We start from the raw sequence: 21,044 nt of genomic DNA on the forward strand, positions 1-21,044 counted from the left end.
AAATGACAGTATATAACGTAAACTTAGGTATAGGTTGGGCAAGTTCTGGTGTGGAATATGCTCAAAAATATCGCGATCAGAGCTTTACAGAAGCAGGGATTGAAGCCAAGTTTATTTTTTCAGATTTGATTTTAGAAAATAATATTGAAGATCTAACCGCTAACTTGGGCTTTAAAGACACGAGTATTATCTGGTTGTATAACTTTTTTACTAATATAAAAATAGCGCCTTCTTCATATAAACTAAGTGATTTAGAAGCCAAGATTGATTTAAAAAAGTACCCTAAAAAAATAAGTGAGGACGGCAAAGAAGTTTTCTATTTAGTAAATAACGACCTTGTAATTATGGCACGCTTGAATAATCTAGACAAAAGAACCATTGACCAGGTCGTATATCGCCGTAAAAATATTATTTTAAAAAGAGAGTTTTATTCTTACACTAAATACGCTAGTGAGTATTATTTGGGGACAGCTGCGAATAATAAAGTGGCCTTTAGAGAATTCTATAATGAAGATGAATCGGTTGCTTATACTCAATATCTGAATAATGATAAGGAAACTTTTGAATTTTCGGATGGTGAGATCATCTATTCTAAAGATGAGCTTTACTTAAAGATGCTAAAAAAGCTGCGTTTTACTAAAGATGATGTTATCTTGCTAGATCGAGAAGATGAAGATGCTAATTTGATCAATGGTCAATTAATTTTTCAAAATCATGGCCAAGCAAAAATAATAGTCGTTGTCCATGCAGATCACTACGACAAGCACTTTACTAATAATGATCATATTTTGTGGAATAACTTTTATGAGTATCAATTTTCTCATGCTAAGGAAGTGGCGAGCTTTGTAGTTGCAACCCCAACTCAAAAGCAGGTATTAGAAGATCAGTTTAAAAAATACTATGGCTATATTCCGCGTGTTGATTGTATCCCTGTTGGAAGCTTATTAGAATTAACGTATCCTAATAAGAAGCGGATGCCGTTTTCTTTGATTACTGCTTCTCGATTAGCCAAAGAAAAACATTTAGATTGGCTAGTGAAAGCTGTAATAGCCGCAAAGAATCAAGTGCCAGAATTAAAATTAGATATTTACGGTAATGGTGGACAAGCAGCTGTTTTAAAAGAGATGATTAATAATCATCAAGCTGGTGATTATATTCACTTGATGGGGCAGAAGGATTTAACCAAAATTTATGCAAATTATGAAGCATATATTGCGGCTTCTACAAGTGAAGGCTTCGGCTTATCTCTTCTTGAAGCAATTGGATCTGGATTAGCGATGATCGGCTTTGACGTACCATATGGAAATCCTACTTTTATTGATAATGATAAAAACGGCTTTTTATTGCCATATGATGAAGACTGGAACGACTTCAAGAAGATAGAACTTTTAACAAAGGCTATTATTAAGTTATTTAAAGAGAGTGATTTAGCCGAGTTTAGTAAAAAATCATATGAAATTGCGACACCATACCTTACTAAGAAGGTGGCCAAGCAATGGAAAAACTTACTGGAGGAAATAGTAAATGATTAATTTATTTGAAAATCTTGATGTTGAATCGGCAGATTTTTTAAGATCGCAATTGTTTGCAAATATGAAGATTCCTTCAGTGGTTATTCATGATAATGGCTTTTTGCCTAAAGAAGTTGATTCACCGGTTAAGTTTTATTGTAAGGTCACCGATAAAAATTCTCCATTGTACTTTGATCGATTGACAGTACCAAAGTTTTATCGAATTACGGCAACGGCTCAAAATGCGCAAGTATATGATCTTCATCAAAAAAGAGCAGATATAGTTTTTACAGCTGCTGATAATACTCGCTTGGTTAAAGAAGTACGCTGGTTAGATGACCAAGGAAATTTAAACTGGATTGATCATTATAATCGCGAAGGTAGACTCTTTGCGAAAACTTATGTCACAAATGGTCAAGAGGTTGTGCGCAAATACTTTGATAACGAAAATAAAGAAGTTATCACCCAATATCTACTTGCCGGGGATGTCTTCCTACATTTAGAAGATCAAGAACTTCACTTTGCCAGTTTGGTTGAATTCGTTCAGTTCTTCTTAAAAGAAAGAAAATATAACCTAGATCATATTTTTTATAATACTTTGAATCAGTCGATGCTTGTGAGCTTGGGTATTAAAGAAAATGGTACTGACACATTGTTTTGGCATGAAAAGCTCAATGATGACTTGCCAGGCAATATGAAGTATTTGGCGGCCAATAAGACTAGAACTAAGCATGTGGTATTTCAAAATTATGCTGACTGGCAGAACTGGAAAGACCGTTTGCCTAAGTCAGATAATTTAGATTTTAGGTTTCTTGGAATGATTTATCCTCATCCTCGAGGAAATAAGTTGCGTCCAGAGGTAGTTATTTTGACTAATTCTGATCAGATTGAGCATTTGACCGAAATAGTCGAATCTATGCCTAATATTACTTTTCATGTGGCTGCGATTACTGAAATGTCGGATAAGTTATTAAGCTTTAACAAGTATAATAATGTGCAATTATATCCAAATGCGACGCCTAAACGAATTCGTCAGTTATACCAAGAATGTGATATCTATTTAGATGTTAACCATGGTAATGAGATTATGGATGCTGTTCGAGGTGCGTTTGAGCAGAACATGTTAATTATGGGATTTACGAATACAATACATAATCCTAATTTTATTGATCCAGAAAATGTTTTTGAGTTAAATGAAGTAGATAAGATGGCAAACAAAATCAGAAGTGCCTTGGAGAGCACTGATAAAATGCGTGAATTAGTAGATAAGCAACGTTTAAGTGCAGGCGATACAACAATTGAAAAATATCACAGAGCATTTGAGGATATAACAAATGAGTAAAAAGAATCTGACACTTGCTGAGAGGCACGCTCTCAAACGTTTAGATAAGGTTGAGCAGAATCAACAAAAAGCCTATGAAAAAAAGCCAGAGCCCTTTCCATGGAAGACTCTCATCATGGGAGCATGTTTTGTAATAATTCTTATTTTATTTCTGATTCAAATATTTATTAAATAATATAAAAATAAAGCCAAAGCGTTATATTGGGTTAAGCTTTGGCTTATTTTTATGAAATTTATTTTGATATAAGAGTTTAATTTAATAACAGAAAGTGTATTATAGATATGTAATTATTATAATAAATGATAGCATAAAGTTTTTATTATAATGCTTTTGAATTAGGGATAAATAATTATTAGAGGTTAAGTATGAAAAGACTACATTTTGGAAAGAAAAGAAATTCTGAAAAAATAAAGCAATACACTGATCCTAATCGTTTGAAAGAAGATAGGGACGATCCTAAAGCATATCTTAAGGAACTTGCCGGCTTAGCTACAATTCTTGGAGCCGGTGCTACAGGTGCAACGATTTTACCTAATGATCGTGTTTATGCGGCACAAACTTCTGTTGATCCGAAGTCACAAATTGTGGGATCTGTATCTCATAGTACTCAAACAGGAACTTCTGATAAAGCAGCCAGCAAATCTAATGAAAAAGAATTCAGCATCAGTAATTCTGAGGCAAAGAGTATCTCTGCATCAACTTCTAAGAGTATAAAGCTTTCACAAAGTGCTTCAACTTCTTTAAGTCAGTCTGAAAGTATGCTTAGTTCTTTAAGCTTGGCCAAAAGTGAAGAAAAAGAGAGAAAATCTAATATTCAAAAATCGGCTACTTCGCATAAGTCTGTCCACAAGCAAGCTAACTCAGAAGTAGTGAAAAATAGTGAAAATAGTCAATCAACGGCAGATTCGACCATTGTGTCTAACTATGGCTCTACTTCTAATAACCTTGAAACTAAAGCTCAAGCTAGTCTTGATTTGAGCAATGATATTTCTTCGCTTGCTAAGTTACCGTTAGCTACAAATAAGATAATACATAGTAATAATTCTACCTCTAACTCTAATAATTCAAATTCTCAATTACCAATTACCTTAGCTGCTAAACTTATGACATTAGCAGCAACTACTGATACTGTCACAAAGCCAACATTTACTGGTACAGTAATGATTAAAAATGCTGATGGTAGTGCTGTTAATGAAACTACATTTAAAGATGGAGCAGTTCCTAGTTATACTTTTCGGTTGTCAACTTTTGGTGATTCGACTGTTACTAATCCGCAATTTGTCGTTATGATACCGAAGGGATTCACAGCACAGACTAGCGATTTTTCTACTTTAACTGGCGCTGAAGGATCTAATATCTTTGGAGGAGGATCTTTTGCTGGTCCTTATAATGGTACAAGTTCTATTAAAGAACTTGGTAATTATGGGCCAAATGGCGAACAACTATTTCTCATTACTTTAACTGGCCAGACGCCTACATGGGGTAATAATTATGGTGGTCAGATTAAGTTAACTTTAGATCCTAATGCAACTGGTTCAGCTTCATATAGTACATGGGGAGCACCACTTATTTCTGAATTAGCTGATGATGCTAACTCTAATACCAATCAATATAATTCAAGTAATTATGGTGGTGGTCCATATACTTTCAAGGTAGATGGACAAGATCTAAATGTTATTAAAAATTCTTCTGGGATTAATGGTACTCAAGGCTCAATTAGTTACATCTTAAATAACAGTAGAGTTTTACCACAATTTACAGGTACAGCTTCTTTAGGGAGTCTAAATGCTAGTGGTAATTTTGTGTCGGCTAATGATACTAATTACACTGCTGACACGCCAGCAACTGAATTACCTACCTTCAATGTTCGTTTATCGACAAGTGGAACCTCTAATGTTAATAATCCACAATTTATCGTTACAATACCTAAGGGATTCAAAGTAACAGGCAGTAACTTAATTTCATCTGATGCTGTAAGTAAGTATTTCAATGGTAATTTCAAAGGCAATAATAGTTTTAGTGCTAGTGACTACACTGTTGAATCACTTGGAACTAATAGTAATGGTGAAGAGGTTTATAGTGTAAAGTTAAACTTTAATCCATCTGAAGGTGATAATAAAGATTTAGGTTTGCAGTATAAGTTAGCTGTAGATTCAACTGCAAAAGGTAACTTCAAATATGATAGCAATACGCCGTTAGTAACTGAATTAGCTAGTGATGCTCAAAGTACAGCAGGAACTACCCAAATTACTGTTAATGGCACAACTTATGACGTTGTTAAGAGCAGCAATCCAACTAATGTAAGCTACTATGTAAATGATGCCCAACTTCCACAATTTACTGGTACTGTCGCCTTTGGTAATTTAGATTCAACAGGTAAATTTATTCCTGGAGATAACATTAACTACACCTCTAAAACACCACCAGCAGATCTTCCAACTCTTTCTGTTCGTCTTTCTACATTGGGGAGTTCAACAGTTAATGACCCACAATTTGTTGTAATGATTCCTAAGGGATTCAGCTCAAGTGTTTCTGATTTCAATTTAATAAGTAAAAATGTAAGTAATTATTTCGGTGGTAACGGATTCTTTAGTGGAACTAATAACTTCACCTCTAATGATTATTCCGTTGAAGATTTAGGAAAAGTTGGTCCAAATGGGGAACAGCTATTCAAGATAAAGTTAAACTTTAATCCAGGCTGGGGTGCTGCGAAGAACTTTGGTGGACAATTTAAATTAACTTTAGATTCAAAGCAAACAGGAGTTTATAACTACGGCAGTACTGGTGCACCAATCGTATCAGAACTTGCAAGTGATGCAAGTTCATCAAAAGATAATACTTATACTTTTGATGCTAATGGTCAAAATATTGAAGTTGTTAAAAGTGGTACGCCGGGTGTTAATTACGCCATTAATACCAATATAGTACCAACATTTACAGGTACAGCAATTCTGGATGCGAATGGTAAAGACTATAGTGGTGACTCTGTGCCTAGCTATAGTTTCCGGTTATCAACAAGTGGAAATTCCACAGTGCAAAATCCTAAATTTATCGTAATGATTCCGGATGGCTTTAAAGCAGATGCTAAGGATATTACCTTTCAAATGGGTAATTATCCAGGAACTGCTTCAGTCAAGGCATTAGGTAATTATGGACCAAATGGGGAGCAGATTTTTGAAGTTTCGTTAACGGGTACAACACCTAACTTTACAACTGCTTCAGTAATGGGACAGATCAAATTAAGTCCAAACTTTAATGGTGAAAATGGTGGTAGTCACACTTACTCTAATGCTACTGCTCCGCTTGTATCTGAAGTTTCAGATTATTCCTCAGCACCTTACGGTTCATATACTTTCCATACAGATGACGGAGAGATCAAAGTTGCTCAAAGTCTACAAACTGTAAACTGGACTAATGCAGGCACTACTGCAGCTAATAGTAGCGCTAGTGTTACCTACGCAATTCAAGTAGGGAAAGAAAAATTACCTACTAGTGCCTATACTATTAGTAATATTCAAGCCAAACCTGTTGCTGGAGCGACGAACAATAATGCAGGATATGAACAGCTTAGTTTTTCTTTCACACCTAAAGAAACTCTCAAAGAGGGCCAATATATTGATGTAAATTTAGGATTACCAGGTGCTAACGGAATTGAATTATACGACAGTAAGTTGGGAGCCAATATTCCACTTAAAGCTCCTGATGGAACTCAGGTGGCTACTGCTTATAATATGGGAACGTATTATAGAATAGTCTTTAATTCAGCAGCTACTACTTACACTAGTGGTAATAATAACCTAACACTTACACCAATTTTACGTTGGGGAAATCCGCAATCGCAACAACCATCAATTAGCCCAAATCAAGCCAGCAGTAATACAACTGATTTAGGAAAAGTCTTTGTTTACCAATATACTGATAATGAAACTCTAAATGGACAAAAATTTGCCTATACTCCTACTAATGATGTAACTATAAATGGCCAAACATATGCGAGTGGTCTCCATATTCAAGGACAATACGTCTATGATAAGCAATATTTGGACTACAACAAGGAAACTGGCGCTGTAATTTATTATAATAACAATAGAATTTGGAGTCCGAATAATGGTGTTTCTATAAATACCAATTGGGCAAACTCACCAGCTTTTCAGATTGCTACTAGTGGAGCAACTAATCCTGAGGATAATACAAGTACTGATTTTGATATAACGGTTACTGTAGGAAATAGTAAAGAATTTAATTATAATTGGCTTACTGACCAGGAGATGGAAGAACAGATTAAAAAACTGTATGCCTGGTATGTAAACAATAAGTTAAGTAACGAGGTTGCTGGGGACTCTACTAATAAAGTTTATTTGAATAATGAGTTAAAACAAGATAAACAGACAACTTCTCCTATTACTGTAACCGATGAAGAAACAATTACAGATGGTAAGACCACTCGAATTTATCATATTAAAATTGCTGATCCAACAATTAGATTAAAGGGATGGATTATACCTCTAACAGTAAGTGCTTCTGGGTTTACGATGCCAGATGATATCAAGTCATATCAAGAGGATTTGGATAAGTCATCAACTGTAGATAAGAATAACTATACTAATGTTGCGAAGAGTGGGGCTGCTACAAGTAACACGGCACTGCAAGAGGCATTACAAAATACAGCTCATCCAGTTATGAGTATAAAGAATAATTCTTCTGATAAGACAGTTCCTCTACCAGATACAATTAATTGGGATACTTGGAAAGCTGGAATTGCATATGATTCTAACGGAAATCTTTCTAACTCAAGTGATTCTGCTAATACTAGAATGGCTACACTTGTGTTTGTTGATGATACAGATCCAGCTCATCCAATTACTATTACCACAACAACTACCAAAGGACCATCAGATGGAGAGATTGTTTTCAAGGATGCTACAACGACGTTAGAGGGACTTGAAAAACAAGGATATATCCTTGAAAAAGTTGTTGACAATCAAACTGGTGACACGATTACCCCCCCCATCTGGGGTAAATGTGTCCCAGCTAAGTCAGTATGGATATGGTAAGTTGGTTGATGGACCTAATAAATTTACTGTCTATTTACGTAAGATAGATGAAACAAGTATTAGCCAGAGTATCAGTACATCTATTGAAAATAGTAGGAGTACATCTCAGTCAATTAGTCAGGACGCATCTACTTCACACAGTGAAAGTTTATCCGCTTCTATTAGTGATGCAGTAAGCAATTCAGCAAGCCGAAGCGATAGTTTGTCAAATTCGGCAAGTCATAGTGAAAGTTTGAGTAACTCGGCAAGCTATAGTGAGAGTTTGTTCAACTCAGCAAGCTATAGTGAAAGCATATCTAACTCCGCAAGTCACAGCGATAGTTTGTCAAATTCGACAAGTCATAGTGAAAGCTTGAGTAACTCGGCAAGTTATAGTGAGAGTTTGTCTAACTCGATAAGTCAGAGCGAGAGTTTGAGCAACTCGGTAAGTCAGAGTGAAAGCTTGAGTAACTCAGTAAGCCAAAGTGAAAGCCTGAGCAACTCAGTGAGTCAAAGCGAAAGCTTGTCTAACTCAGTGAGCCAAAGTGAAAGCTTAAGTAATTCAGTATCGCAGAGCGAAAGTTTGAGTAACTCAGTGAGCCAAAGCGAGAGTCTGTCTAACTCAGTGAGTCAAAGTGAGAGTCTGAGCAACTCAGTAAGTCAAAGCGAAAGCTTGAGTAATTCAGTCAGCCAGAGCGAAAGCTTGTCCAACTCAGTATCGCAGAGCGAGAGTCTATCTAACTCGGTAAGCCAAAGTGAGAGCTTGTCTAACTCAGTAAGTCAGAGCGAAAGTTTGAGTAACTCAGTGAGCCAAAGCGAGAGTTTGAGTAACTCAGTAAGCCAAAGCGAAAGTTTGAGTAACTCAGTAAGCCAGAGTGAGAGTTTGAGTAACTCAGTAAGTCAAAGCGAAAGTCTGTCCAACTCGATCAGCCAGAGTGAGAGCTTGAGCAACTCAGTAAGCCAAAGTGAGAGTTTAAGCAACTCGTTATCGCAGAGTGAAAGTTTGAGTAATTCGGTGAGTCAGAGTGAAAGCTTGAGTAACTCAGTAAGTCAAAGCGAAAGTCTGTCTAACTCAGTATCACAAAGTGAAAGCTTGTCCAACTCAGTGAGTCAGAGTGAGAGTTTGAGTAATTCGGTGAGCCAAAGTGAGAGCTTGTCTAACTCAGTAAGCCAAAGTGAGAGCTTGTCTAACTCAGTAAGCCAAAGTGAGAGCTTGAGTAACTCAGTATCACAAAGCGAGAGCTTAAGTAATTCAGTGAGTCAGAGTGAAAGCTTGAGTAACTCAGTAAGTCAAAGCGAGAGTTTGAGCAACTCGGTATCGCAAAGTGAGAGCCTGTCTAACTCAGTAAGTCAGAGCGAAAGCTTAAGCAACTCAGTAAGTCAAAGCGAAAGCTTGAGCAACTCGATCAGTCAGAGTGAAAGCTTAAGTAACTCACTAAGTCAAAGTGAGAGTTTGTCCAACTCGATCAGCCAAAGCGAGAGCTTGAGTAATTCAGTATCACAAAGTGAAAGTTTGTCTAACTCGGTATCACAGAGTGAGAGCTTGAGTAACTCAGTAAGTCAAAGCGAGAGTTTGAGTAACTCAGTATCACAAAGCGAGAGTTTGAGTAACTCGGTCAGTCAGAGCGAAAGCTTGAGTAACTCGATCAGTCAAAGCGAGAGTTTGAGCAACTCGGTATCGCAAAGTGAGAGTTTATCTAACTCCGTGAGCCAGAGTGAGAGCTTAAGTAACTCGGTCAGTCAAAGTGAGAGCCTGAGCAACTCAGTGAGTCAGAGCGAAAGTTTGAGTAACTCAGTCAGCCAAAGTGAAAGCTTAAGCGACTCTATCAGTCAGAGCGAGAGTCTATCTAACTCAGTCAGCCAAAGTGAAAGTTTGAGTAACTCAGTAAGTCAAAGCGAGAGCTTAAGTAACTCAGTGAGTCAAAGTGAAAGCTTATCTAACTCAGTAAGTCAAAGCGAGAGTTTGAGTAATTCGGTAAGTCAGAGTGAAAGCTTGTCCAACTCAGTATCACAAAGTGAAAGCTTGTCTAACTCGGTAAGTCAGAGTGAGAGTTTGAGCAACTCGGTAAGCCAGAGTGAGAGCTTATCGAACTCAGTATCGCAGAGCGAAAGCTTATCGAACTCAGTATCGCAGAGCGAAAGCTTGTCCAACTCTATATCGCAGAGTGAGAGCTTGAGCAACTCAGTAAGCCATAGTGAAAGTTTAAGCAACTCAGTAAGTCAAAGCGAAAGTTTGAGTAACTCGGTAAGTCAGAGCGAAAGTTTGAGTAACTCGATCAGTCAGAGTGAAAGCTTGAGTAACTCAGTAAGCCAAAGCGAGAGTTTGAGTAACTCGGTCAGTCAAAGTGAAAGCTTGTCTAACTCAGTAAGCCAAAGTGAGAGTTTGAGGAACTCAGTAAGTCAAAGTGAGAGCTTGTCGAACTCAGTATCGCAAAGCGAGAGCTTGAGTAATTCGGTCTCCCAGAGCGAAAGCTTGAGTAACTCGGTAAGCCAGAGCGAGAGTTTATCTAACTCAGTAAGTCAAAGTGAAAGCTTGAGCAACTCGGTGAGTCAGAGTGAAAGCTTGTCCAACTCAGTAAGTCAAAGCGAAAGTTTGAGTAACTCGGTGAGTCAGAGCGAAAGTTTGAGTAACTCGGTGAGTCAGAGCGAAAGTTTGAGTAACTCGGTATCTCAGAGCGAAAGTTTGAGCAATTCTGTATCACAGAGTGAAAGCTTAAGTAACTCAGTGAGTCAAAGCGAGAGTTTGAGTAACTCAGTAAGTCAAAGTGAGAGCTTAAGTAACTCAGTATCACAAAGTGAAAGCTTGAGTAACTCGGTAAGTCAGAGCGAGAGTTTGTCTAACTCGGTAAGTCAAAGTGAAAGCTTAAGCAACTCAGTAAGCCAGAGTGAAAGCTTGTCCAACTCGGTGAGTCAAAGTGAAAGTTTAAGCAACTCAATAAGTCAGAGCGAAAGCCTGAGTAACTCGGTGAGTCAGAGTGAGAGCCTGTCTAACTCTGTAAGTCAGAGCGAAAGTTTGAGTAACTCCGTATCACAAAGTGAGAGTTTGAGTAATTCAGTAAGTCAAAGCGAAAGCCTAAGCAACTCAGTAAGCCAGAGCGAGAGTTTAAGCAACTCCGTATCACAAAGTGAGAGTCTGTCTAACTCGGTATCTCAGAGCGAAAGCTTAAGTAACTCAGTATCGCAGAGTGAAAGTTTGAGTAATTCAGTGAGTCAAAGCGAAAGCTTGTCCAACTCGGTGAGTCAAAGTGAGAGCCTGAGCAACTCAGTAAGTCAAAGCGAAAGTTTGAGTAATTCGGTATCTCAGAGCGAAAGTTTGAGCAATTCTGTATCACAGAGTGAAAGCTTGTCCAACTCAGTAAGTCAGAGCGAAAGCTTGAGTAACTCAGTAAGTCAAAGCGAGAGTTTAAGCAATTCAGTATCACAAAGTGAAAGTTTGAGTAACTCGGTATCACAAAGTGAGAGTTTGAGTAACTCAGTAAGCCAGAGCGAGAGCTTGAGTAACTCGATCAGTCAAAGTGAAAGCTTATCTAACTCGGTATCACAAAGTGAAAGCTTGTCTAACTCAGTAAGTCAGAGCGAAAGCTTGAGTAACTCGGTGAGCCAAAGTGAGAGTCTGTCTAACTCAGTATCACAAAGTGAAAGTTTGTCCAACTCGGTATCTCAAAGCGAGAGTCTGTCCAATTCAGTAAGTCAGAGCGAAAGCTTAAGTAACTCGATCAGTCAAAGCGAAAGCTTGAGCAATTCAGTATCACAGAGTGAAAGCTTAAGTAACTCGGTCAGTCAGAGCGAAAGCTTGAGTAATTCGGTCTCCCAGAGCGAGAGCTTGTCCAACTCCGTATCACAAAGTGAAAGTTTGTCTAACTCGGTATCACAGAGTGAAAGTCTAAGTAACTCGGTCAGTCAGAGTGAAAGCTTAAGCAACTCAGTATCGCAGAGTGAGAGTTTGAGCAACTCAGTAAGCCAAAGTGAGAGTTTGAGTAACTCAGTAAGCCAGAGTGAGAGTTTGAGTAACTCAGTAAGTCAAAGCGAAAGTCTGTCCAACTCGATCAGCCAGAGTGAGAGCTTGAGCAACTCAGTCAGCCAAAGTGAGAGTTTGAGTAACTCAGTAAGTCAAAGCGAAAGCTTAAGTAACTCAGTAAGTCAGAGCGAAAGCTTGTCTAACTCGATCAGTCAAAGCGAGAGTTTGAGCAACTCAGTAAGTCAGAGCGAAAGCTTAAGTAATTCAGTATCACAAAGTGAGAGTCTGTCTAACTCGGTATCTCAAAGCGAGAGCTTGAGTAATTCGGTATCACAGAGTGAGAGCTTGAGTAACTCAGTAAGTCAGAGTGAGAGCCTGTCTAACTCAGTAAGTCAGAGCGAAAGCTTAAGCAACTCAGTAAGTCAAAGCGAGAGCTTGAGTAACTCGGTCAGTCAAAGTGAAAGCTTAAGCAATTCAGTCAGCCAGAGTGAGAGTTTGTCCAACTCGGTATCACAAAGTGAGAGTTTGAGTAACTCAGTAAGCCAGAGCGAAAGCCTGTCTAATTCAGTGAGTCAAAGTGAAAGCTTGTCCAACTCAGTAAGTCAGAGTGAGAGCTTGAGTAATTCGGTCAGTCAAAGCGAAAGCTTATCTAACTCGATCAGCCAAAGCGAGAGCTTGTCCAACTCGGTGAGTCAGAGTGAAAGTTTGAGTAATTCGGTATCACAGAGCGAGAGCTTGTCCAACTCAGTATCGCAAAGTGAGAGCTTGAGCAACTCAGTAAGCCAAAGCGAAAGCTTGAGTAATTTAGTATCACAAAGTGAAAGTTTGTCTAACTCGGTATCACAAAGCGAGAGTTTATCTAACTCGGTCAGTCAGAGTGAAAGCTTGTCTAACTCAGTAAGCCAGAGCGAAAGTTTGAGGAACTCGGTATCGCAGAGCGAAAGCTTGAGTAACTCGATAAGCCAAAGCGAGAGTTTGAGGAACTCGGTATCGCAGAGCGAAAGCTTGAGTAACTCGATCAGCCAAAGCGAGAGTTTGAGCAACTCAGTAAGTCAGAGCGAAAGCCTGTCTAATTCAGTAAGTCAAAGCGAGAGTCTGTCTAACTCGGTGAGTCAAAGTGAAAGTTTAAGCAACTCAATAAGTCAGAGCGAAAGCCTGAGCAACTCGGTCAGTCAGAGCGAAAGCTTGTCTAACTCAGTATCGCAGAGCGAGAGTTTGTCCAATTCGGTAAGTCAAAGTGAAAGCTTAAGCAACTCAGTGAGCCAGAGCGAGAGTTTAAGCAACTCCGTTTCCCAGAGTGAAAGTTTGAGTAACTCAGTGAGTCAGAGCGAAAGCTTGTCTAACTCAGTCAGCCAAAGCGAGAGCTTGTCTAACTCGGTGAGTCAAAGCGAGAGTTTAAGTAACTCAGTAAGTCAGAGCGAAAGTTTAAGCAACTCGGTATCGCAGAGCGAGAGTTTAAGTAACTCAGTATCACAAAGCGAGAGTTTGAGTAACTCAGTAAGTCAAAGTGAGAGCTTAAGTAACTCAGTAAGCCAGAGTGAGAGCTTGAGCAACTCAGTCAGCCAAAGTGAAAGCTTAAGCAACTCTATCAGTCAGAGCGAGAGTCTATCGAACTCAGTCAGCCAAAGTGAGAGTCTGTCTAACTCAGTATCACAAAGTGAAAGCTTGTCCAACTCGGTAAGTCAAAGCGAAAGCTTGAGCAACTCGATCAGTCAGAGTGAGAGTTTGAGTAACTCAGTCAGCCAAAGCGAAAGCTTGTCTAACTCCGTCTCCCAGAGCGAGAGTTTATCTAACTCGGTCAGCCAGAGTGAAAGTTTGTCCAACTCAGTATCGCAAAGTGAGAGCTTGAGTAACTCAGTAAGTCAGAGTGAGAGTTTGAGTAACTCAGTATCGCAGAGTGAAAGTTTGTCCAACTCAGTATCGCAAAGTGAAAGCTTGAGCAACTCGGTAAGTCAAAGCGAGAGTTTGAGTAATTCAGTAAGTCAAAGTGAGAGCTTGTCCAACTCGGTGAGTCAGAGCGAAAGTTTGAGCAACTCAGTGAGTCAAAGCGAGAGTTTAAGTAACTCAGTAAGTCATAGCGAAAGCTTGAGCAACTCAGTATCGCAAAGTGAGAGCTTGTCCAACTCAGTAAGTCAGAGTGAAAGCTTGAGTAATTCGGTATCGCAGAGCGAGAGTTTGAGTAATTCAGTAAGCCAAAGTGAGAGTTTGAGTAACTCAGTAAGTCAAAGTGAAAGCTTGAGCAACTCAGTAAGTCAGAGCGAGAGTTTGTCCAATTCGGTGAGTCAAAGTGAAAGCTTGTCTAACTCAGTCAGCCAAAGTGAGAGCTTGTCCAACTCAGTAAGTCATAGCGAGAGTTTGAGTAATTCGGTCAGTCAGAGTGAAAGCTTGTCCAACTCAGTAAGTCAAAGTGAGAGTTTATCTAACTCCGTCTCCCAGAGTGAAAGTTTGAGTAACTCAGTATCGCAGAGCGAAAGTTTGAGCAACTCCGTGAGCCAGAGTGAGAGTTTGAGCAACTCAGTAAGTCAAAGCGAAAGCTTGTCTAACTCAGTATCGCAAAGCGAGAGTTTGAGTAATTCAGTAAGCCAAAGTGAGAGCTTGAGTAACTCAGTATCGCAGAGTGAAAGCTTGAGCAACTCAGTAAGCCAAAGCGAAAGTTTGAGTAACTCTATATTGCAGAGTGAGAGCTTGAGTAATTCGGTATCGCAAAGTGAGAGTTTGAGTAGCTCGATCAGTCAGAGTGAAAGCTTGAGTAACTCGGTAAGTCAAAGCGAAATGAGCAACTCGATCAGTCAGAGTGAAAGCTTATCTAACTCGGTAAGTCAGAGCGAAAGCTTAAGTAATACGGAATCTCTGAGCCAAAGTGGAAGAAGATCTACCGGTGTTCCACTGTCTACGAGTCTAGAACCGTTCCCTCTTTCAACAATTGAATCGATCTCAACATCAATTTCAATTAGTATGAGTGAAAATATCTCAGATATCACAAGTATGTCTAATTCATCGAGTGAAAGTGTTGTCGATAGTGGATCGAATACTACTGTTTCAAACAGTGAATCTACTTCAACTAGTCATGAACCTGTTCCTGGTACTTCAACTAATACATTGATACCATCTACTAAACCTTCAAGATCTGTAGAAAGTAGAAACGTTGTCCATAATAGACAAGCACGTCAACATGTTCGTCAGATGAGAAATAGAGCACGATACAGTAGTCATCGCAGATTGCCACAAACAGGTAGTGCTAACGAATCAGAGTTATTACTTGGAGCAATTACAACTGCTTTAGGCGGCTTGCTTGGATTTAGACGTAATAAAAAACGTCGAAAAAGATAAAAAATAAGTCTTGAAACTTCAAAATGAGGTCTCAAGGCTTTATTTTTTTAGTTTAATTCTATTAATATAATAAAATAACGATTTAGCTCATAAATAATGATAAGATAAATATATAATGTTTACTTTTGTTAGCTTTAATAAAGAGGAAATTATTGATGAATATAATTGCGTTGAGTGGAAATTATGGATATTTGGATAAAATAGAAACTACGATTAAATCTATTTTATGGCATAACAAGAATGTAGAAATTCATGTGATAAATCCTGATATACCGCATGAATGGTTTATTAATCTAAATCAATATGCAAATCAATTTGGTGTTTCAATTATTGATGAAAAAATTGATCCACAAAGATTAGCTGATATGAAACCTTCATATGCTCACATTAATCAAATGGCATATGGTAGGTTTTTAATTCCACAACTTATTAAGGATGACAAAGTATTATATTTAGATTCAGATATTGTTGTTGACGATAATATTGAGGATATTTTTGATGTTGATCTGGGAGATAAGATGCTTTACGCAGTGCGTGATTACCATGCTACTGATCAATTTAATTCTGGCGTTATGCTAATAAATAATAAAAAATGGCGCGAAGAAGAAATAACTCAGAAGTTAATTGATATGGGAAAGCAGCATTTGCCTAATGGCGATCAAACTGTAATTAACGAGATCTTTAGAGATCAAATGGGTGATCTTGATCCTGCTTATAATTATCAAATTGGTTTTGAGAAAGATGCTTTTTGGAATAATTTTGATAGTGTATTTGCATATTTTGAAGAAGTTCAGCATCCTAAAATCATTCACTATGTTAGTGGTGATAAACCATTTAATCTTGTATCGAGCGGAAGTATGCGAGATAAATGGTGGCATTATCGTAATTTACAGTGGTCAGATATTGTAGATAAGTATGTGAAGTTTGATAGCAGCAAGCTTGGAAAACTTCATTTCAAAGCGCAAGCATTTTTATTTACAAGAGTAGCTGAAACACAAGATGTAGAAGAACTTATTAAAAGATTGCCAAATGTCCAATTCAATATCGCAGCATATACCCCGATGGCCTTTTTATTATTAGGATTAACAAAATACGATAATGTTCACTTGTTTCCAAGTATTATCGGCACGACTTTGACTCGCTTAATTGACACCTGTGATCTATATTTAGACATCAATTATGGTGGTAAGGAATACCAAGTTCTTCATCGAATTACGCCGAGAAATGTTCCAATGTTTTCTTTTGAAGCTACTAAGAGCCAAAATTTAGATTATGATAATTATCATGTCTTTCAAAATGGACAAGTTGATGCTATGGCTACTGCCATCGAAGATTATATTAAGAATAACCAAAATAAAGTAAATAAACCTTTATTCAATATTGATGTTAAAGATACAGGAGAGTCTCTTGATTTAATTGCAAAAGATCATAAATCTGTCGTGCGTTTTGGTGATGGAGAATTTGACTTGATTAATGGAAAATCTATTCCCTATCAACAATATGATGAAAATTTATCTAAGCATCTAAAAAATATTGTGTTAAGAGGAAATTATAATAATACCTTGGTATGTTTACCAGACGTTTTTAGAGATTTAGATCGATATGGCCACTATGCTCAAGGTTTCTATGAGGTATCCTTTTTCCCAGATAATGAAGCAATTCTGACTGATATTGAAAAGACAGGCAATTGGTATGGTTCTACTTTCATATCTAGACCTTATATTGATTTAATTGATAAAAGTAAAAGCCAACATTATTTTGATAAGTGGAAAGAAATATGGAATGGACACGATCTTTTAATAGTTGAAGGAAAGTTTACCCGTTCAGGAGTTGGCAATGACCTTTTTGACAATGCTAATTCAGTTGAGAGAATTATTTGTCCACCACGTGATTCTTACGCTAAAGTCAATGAAATTGAAGATGCTATTAAAGAACATGCAGCAGATAAGCTGGTGTTATTAATGCTGGGACCAACAGCTAAAGTAATCGTAGATGATTTGCAAGATTTAGATAATCAGATCATTGATCTAGGTCATATTGATTCAGAATATGAATGGTTCAAGATGGGAGCCAAATATAAGGTTAAGTTAAAGGATAAACATACGGCTGAATTTAACTATGATGAAAATATTGAACCAATTCAAGATGCAAAATATCAAGAAGAAATAGTAGCTAGAATTGATTAATGCAGCCTTTATCTAAAAGAAACTAGGAAAGTAAAGTTATGAACGTAATTGTTCTAAATGGTGATTATAATTATGTCGATAAGATAGAAACTACGATTAAGTCTATTTTGTGGCACAACGAAGATATAGAAATTCATCTAATAAATCCGGATATACCGCATGAATGGTTTGTTAATCTGAATCAATATGCAAAACAAATTGGTTCAATAATAATTGATGAAAAAATAGACTTTGGGCAACTATCAGAGCTGAATGCTGCTGGAGCAAGTATTAATAAGATTCGGTATGGAAAATTCTTAATCCCAGATCTGATTTCAGCAAATAAAGTGCTCTATTTAGATTGCGATTTAGTGGTTAATGGAGAACTTGACGATCTTTTTAATTTTAGTTTTGATACACCGATAGCTGCGGTACGAGATTTTAAAGAACCAGACCAATTTAATTCTGGCGTTATGCTGATTAACAATCAATTCTGGCGTGAAAATCAAGTCGGACATAAGCTGATCGAAATGGGGAAAGATCCTAATTTAATAGATAGTGATCAATCGGTAATCAATAATTTCTTTAAAGATAATTTTACTGAATTACCACCTACCTATAATTATCAGATTGGATACGAAAGAAAAGCTTATTGGAATGATATTGATAGCACTTTTGCATTTCTAGATCAGGTGAAAAATCCTAAGATAATTCATTACACCGCTGATGATAAACCATTTAACATGGTTTCAACTTCAGATATGCGACCAAAATGGTGGCACTATCATAATTTAGAATGGTCAAAGATTGTAGCTGAACATGTAGCTTTTGATGATAATAAAGTTGGAGAAGCTAAATTTGATGCAGAAGCCTTCATTTTTACGCAGTTTGCAGAAACACAGAATTTAGAAGCTTTGGTTAAAAAACTACCTAATGTTCGCTTTACTATTGCCGCATATACTCCAATGGCATTTTTGCTTACACAAATGGTTAAGTACGATAATGTGCGGCTATATCCAAGTATTGTTGCTAGAACACTGGTTGATTTGATGGATACGTGTGATATCTATCTAGATATCAATTTTGGCGCGGATGAAGATAAGGTTGTTAGAAGAGTAATGGATAGGAATATCCCCATTTATGCTTTTGAAACAACAAAGTCTGAAAATTCTAATTACAGTAATTATCGACTTTTTAAAGATAATGAAGTTGATGAGATGGTAAGTGATATTAAAGACTATCTTAATAAACCTACTTCTTTAAACTCAAAGCCGAGATTTAATATTGAAGTTAAAAGTATTGATGAAACGTTAAATTTTATTTTGAGGGATAGGAAGTCTGTTATTCGTTTTGGAGACGGTGAACTTTCTTTAATTCGCGGAAAAGGAATTACTTATCAGGAGGCTGACGAAAGCTTAGGAAAGAGACTTAGGTCAATTCTATTTAATGGAAATTATAAAAATACTTTAGTTTGCTTACCTGATGTGTTTGATCATATTGAGAGATTTGGACAATATGCACGAGATTTCTATGAAACGAATTTTATTCCTAATAATTATGATCTTCTAAGGGAAATCGAACAGACAAATAATTGGTATGGATCTAGTTTAATATCACGACCTTACATGGATTTGCTGGATAAAAGTAAGAGTGCTAATTATTTTGAAAGATTAAAACAAATCTGGCACAGACGAGATATTTTAATTGTTGAAGGTGATTTGAGTCGCTCAGGCGTTGGCAATGACTTGTTTAGTAAAGCTAACTCAATCAAGAGAATTCTTTGTCCATCGAGAAATGCGTATGAAAAAATCATCCAGATTGAAGAAGCGATTAGGGAAAATTCTGAAGATAGGTTAATTTTATTAATGCTAGGGCCAACGGCTAAAGTAATAGTTGACGATCTCAAAGATCTTAATAATCAAATGATTGATTTGGGACATATTGATTCAGAGTATGAATGGTTCACAATGGGAGCTAAATATAAGGTTCGCATAAGGGATAAGCATACAGCTGAATTCAATTCTGATGATAATATCGAATCGGTTTTTGATGAGGCTTATAAAGAAGAAATAATAGCAGAGATCAAATAATAGATTTGAACTTGGCAACCATAGAAAAGAGAAATTTTAACTAATAATGAATACAATAGCTCTAAGTGCGGATTACAATTATAGAGATAAAATAGAAACAACAATTAAATCTATTTTAGACCATACTGATAATGTACAGATTCATCTTATTAACCCAGATATTCCACATGAATGGTTCGTGAATATTAATCAATATATCAATCAAGTTGGCGCGAGTGTTATAGACGAAAAAATTGATCCGGGGCTTTTATCAGAAATTAATTATCCTGATGAACGAATTAGCAATATAATTTATGGTAAATTTTTGATTCCAAAATTAATCAATGCAGATAAAGTCCTCTATTTAGATAGTGATGTAGTAGTTGAAAATAATTTAAATAAGCTTTTTGAAATAGATCTTAGTGATAAAATGTTAGCCGCTACTATTGATTTTAGTAATCCACATATCTTTAATTCCGCCGTCATGCTAATCAATAATAAAAAATGGCGTGAAGACAATGTTAGTGAAAAATTGCTTGAGTTGAGTAAAGATCAAAGTAGGGCACATGATGATCAAAGTATTATTAATAACTTTTTTAAAGGACAAATTATAAAGCTTGATCCTTCATATAACTATCAAATTGGCTACGAAAATATTGGTTATTGGATTGCTCGTGGTCCGATTGAAGCTTATTTAGATGAGGTAGATAAACCTAAAATCATCCATTATATAACCGATGATAAACCTTCTAACTTACTTTCTAAGACTAGTTTAAGAGAAAAATGGTGGCATTATAACACCTTAGAATGGTCTGCCATTATTAGTAAGTATACTCAATTTGATAAGAAAAAAATCGGTGAATTGAATTTTGATGGGGAGGCACTCTTATTCACCCAGGTTGCTGAAACAAAAGATCTAGAATCATTAGTAAAAAAATTACCGAATATTCATTTTAATATAGCTGCCTATACCCCTATGGCATGGCTATTAGTAAAGTTAACTAAGTATGATAACGTTAGCTTATATCCATCAATTGTATATAAAAAACTAGCCGAATTGATTGATAATTGTGATGTTTATTTAGATATCAGTTATGGCCCGAAAGAAGCAAATGTCTTTAGTAATGTTATTCATCAAGATATACCAACCTTAGCTTTTGAAGCCACTAAAGATCCGAACTTACATCGGGATAATTACCATGTATTTAAAGATGATGAAGTTGATCAGATCGCTAAAGCAAAAGAAGTTTTATGCTGGTAAGAAGCATAAAACTTCTTTTGACAATATGTTCAATATTAAGGTTAAGAATACCAATCAGACGCTTGATCTCATCTTAAAGCATAAAATGTCAGTAATTCGCTTTGGTGATGGAGAATTTGACTATATTAATGGTAAGTCAATTGTTTATCAAGAATATGATGAGAAACTTGCAAAAAGGTTGCGAGAAATAGTTTTAAGAGGAAACTATGATAATACTATCGTTTGCTTACCTGATGTGTTTAGAAAACTTGATCGTTATAACCGTGGTTGGCAAGATTTATATGTATCGACATTTTTCCCCGAAAATTATGATTTGCTAAAAGGAATTGAAAAAAGTAATAATTGGTATGGTTCAACTTTTATCTCAAGACCGT

The 21,044-nt window shown here is 36.7% G+C and carries 9 protein-coding genes; all 9 read left to right on the forward strand.

The genetic code is table 11. The features are described 5' to 3' along the window. Positions 1 to 2: 2 nt before the first annotated feature. Positions 3 to 1,532 carry an accessory Sec system glycosyltransferase GtfA gene (gene gtfA / locus Q0Y70_RS02815; protein WP_297816252.1) on the forward strand — a complete coding sequence of 510 codons (1,530 nt, stop codon included), beginning with the start codon at positions 3 to 5 and terminating at the stop codon, positions 1,530 to 1,532. Further along, a complete protein-coding gene (gtfB, locus tag Q0Y70_RS02820) occupies positions 1,525 to 2,853 on the forward strand; it encodes an accessory Sec system glycosylation chaperone GtfB (protein WP_297816254.1) in 1,329 nt (442 codons plus the stop codon). The genes gtfA and gtfB overlap by 8 nt, the downstream gene beginning before the upstream one ends. Next, the gene (locus tag Q0Y70_RS02825) at positions 2,846 to 3,028 is read left to right on the forward strand and encodes a hypothetical protein (protein WP_297816256.1); all 183 of its coding nucleotides are present in this window, start codon (positions 2,846 to 2,848) and stop codon (positions 3,026 to 3,028) included. Before gtfB ends, Q0Y70_RS02825 begins: the two co-directional genes overlap by 8 nt. A 191-nt stretch (positions 3,029 to 3,219) precedes the next feature. Then, a complete protein-coding gene (locus Q0Y70_RS02830; protein ID WP_297816258.1) occupies positions 3,220 to 7,908 on the forward strand; it encodes a hypothetical protein in 4,689 nt (1,562 codons plus the stop codon). A 6,709-nt stretch (positions 7,909 to 14,617) separates the two neighbouring features. After that, positions 14,618 to 15,175, forward strand: coding sequence for an LPXTG cell wall anchor domain-containing protein (locus tag Q0Y70_RS02835; protein WP_297816260.1), 558 nt, complete (start codon positions 14,618 to 14,620; stop codon positions 15,173 to 15,175). Positions 15,176 to 15,330: 155 nt separating this feature from the next. After that, positions 15,331 to 17,361 carry an SP_1767 family glycosyltransferase gene (locus Q0Y70_RS02840; RefSeq protein ID WP_297816262.1) on the forward strand — a complete coding sequence of 677 codons (2,031 nt, stop codon included), beginning with the start codon at positions 15,331 to 15,333 and terminating at the stop codon, positions 17,359 to 17,361. Positions 17,362 to 17,399: 38 nt separating this feature from the next. Next, entirely contained in the window at positions 17,400 to 19,430 is a 2,031-nt protein-coding gene (locus Q0Y70_RS02845) for an SP_1767 family glycosyltransferase (protein ID WP_297816265.1), read from the forward strand. A 46-nt stretch (positions 19,431 to 19,476) separates the two neighbouring features. Further along, the gene (locus Q0Y70_RS02850; protein ID WP_297816267.1) at positions 19,477 to 20,670 is read left to right on the forward strand and encodes a glycosyltransferase family 8 protein; all 1,194 of its coding nucleotides are present in this window, start codon (positions 19,477 to 19,479) and stop codon (positions 20,668 to 20,670) included. After that, the coding region (locus tag Q0Y70_RS02855; protein WP_297816269.1) for a GT-D fold domain-containing glycosyltransferase at positions 20,609 to 21,044 on the forward strand (436 nt) is incomplete at its 3' end. The genes Q0Y70_RS02850 and Q0Y70_RS02855, both read left to right, overlap by 62 nt.

It is taken from the genome of uncultured Lactobacillus sp. (genome assembly GCF_947367085.1).
Taxonomy (GTDB): Bacteria; Bacillota; Bacilli; order Lactobacillales; family Lactobacillaceae; genus Lactobacillus.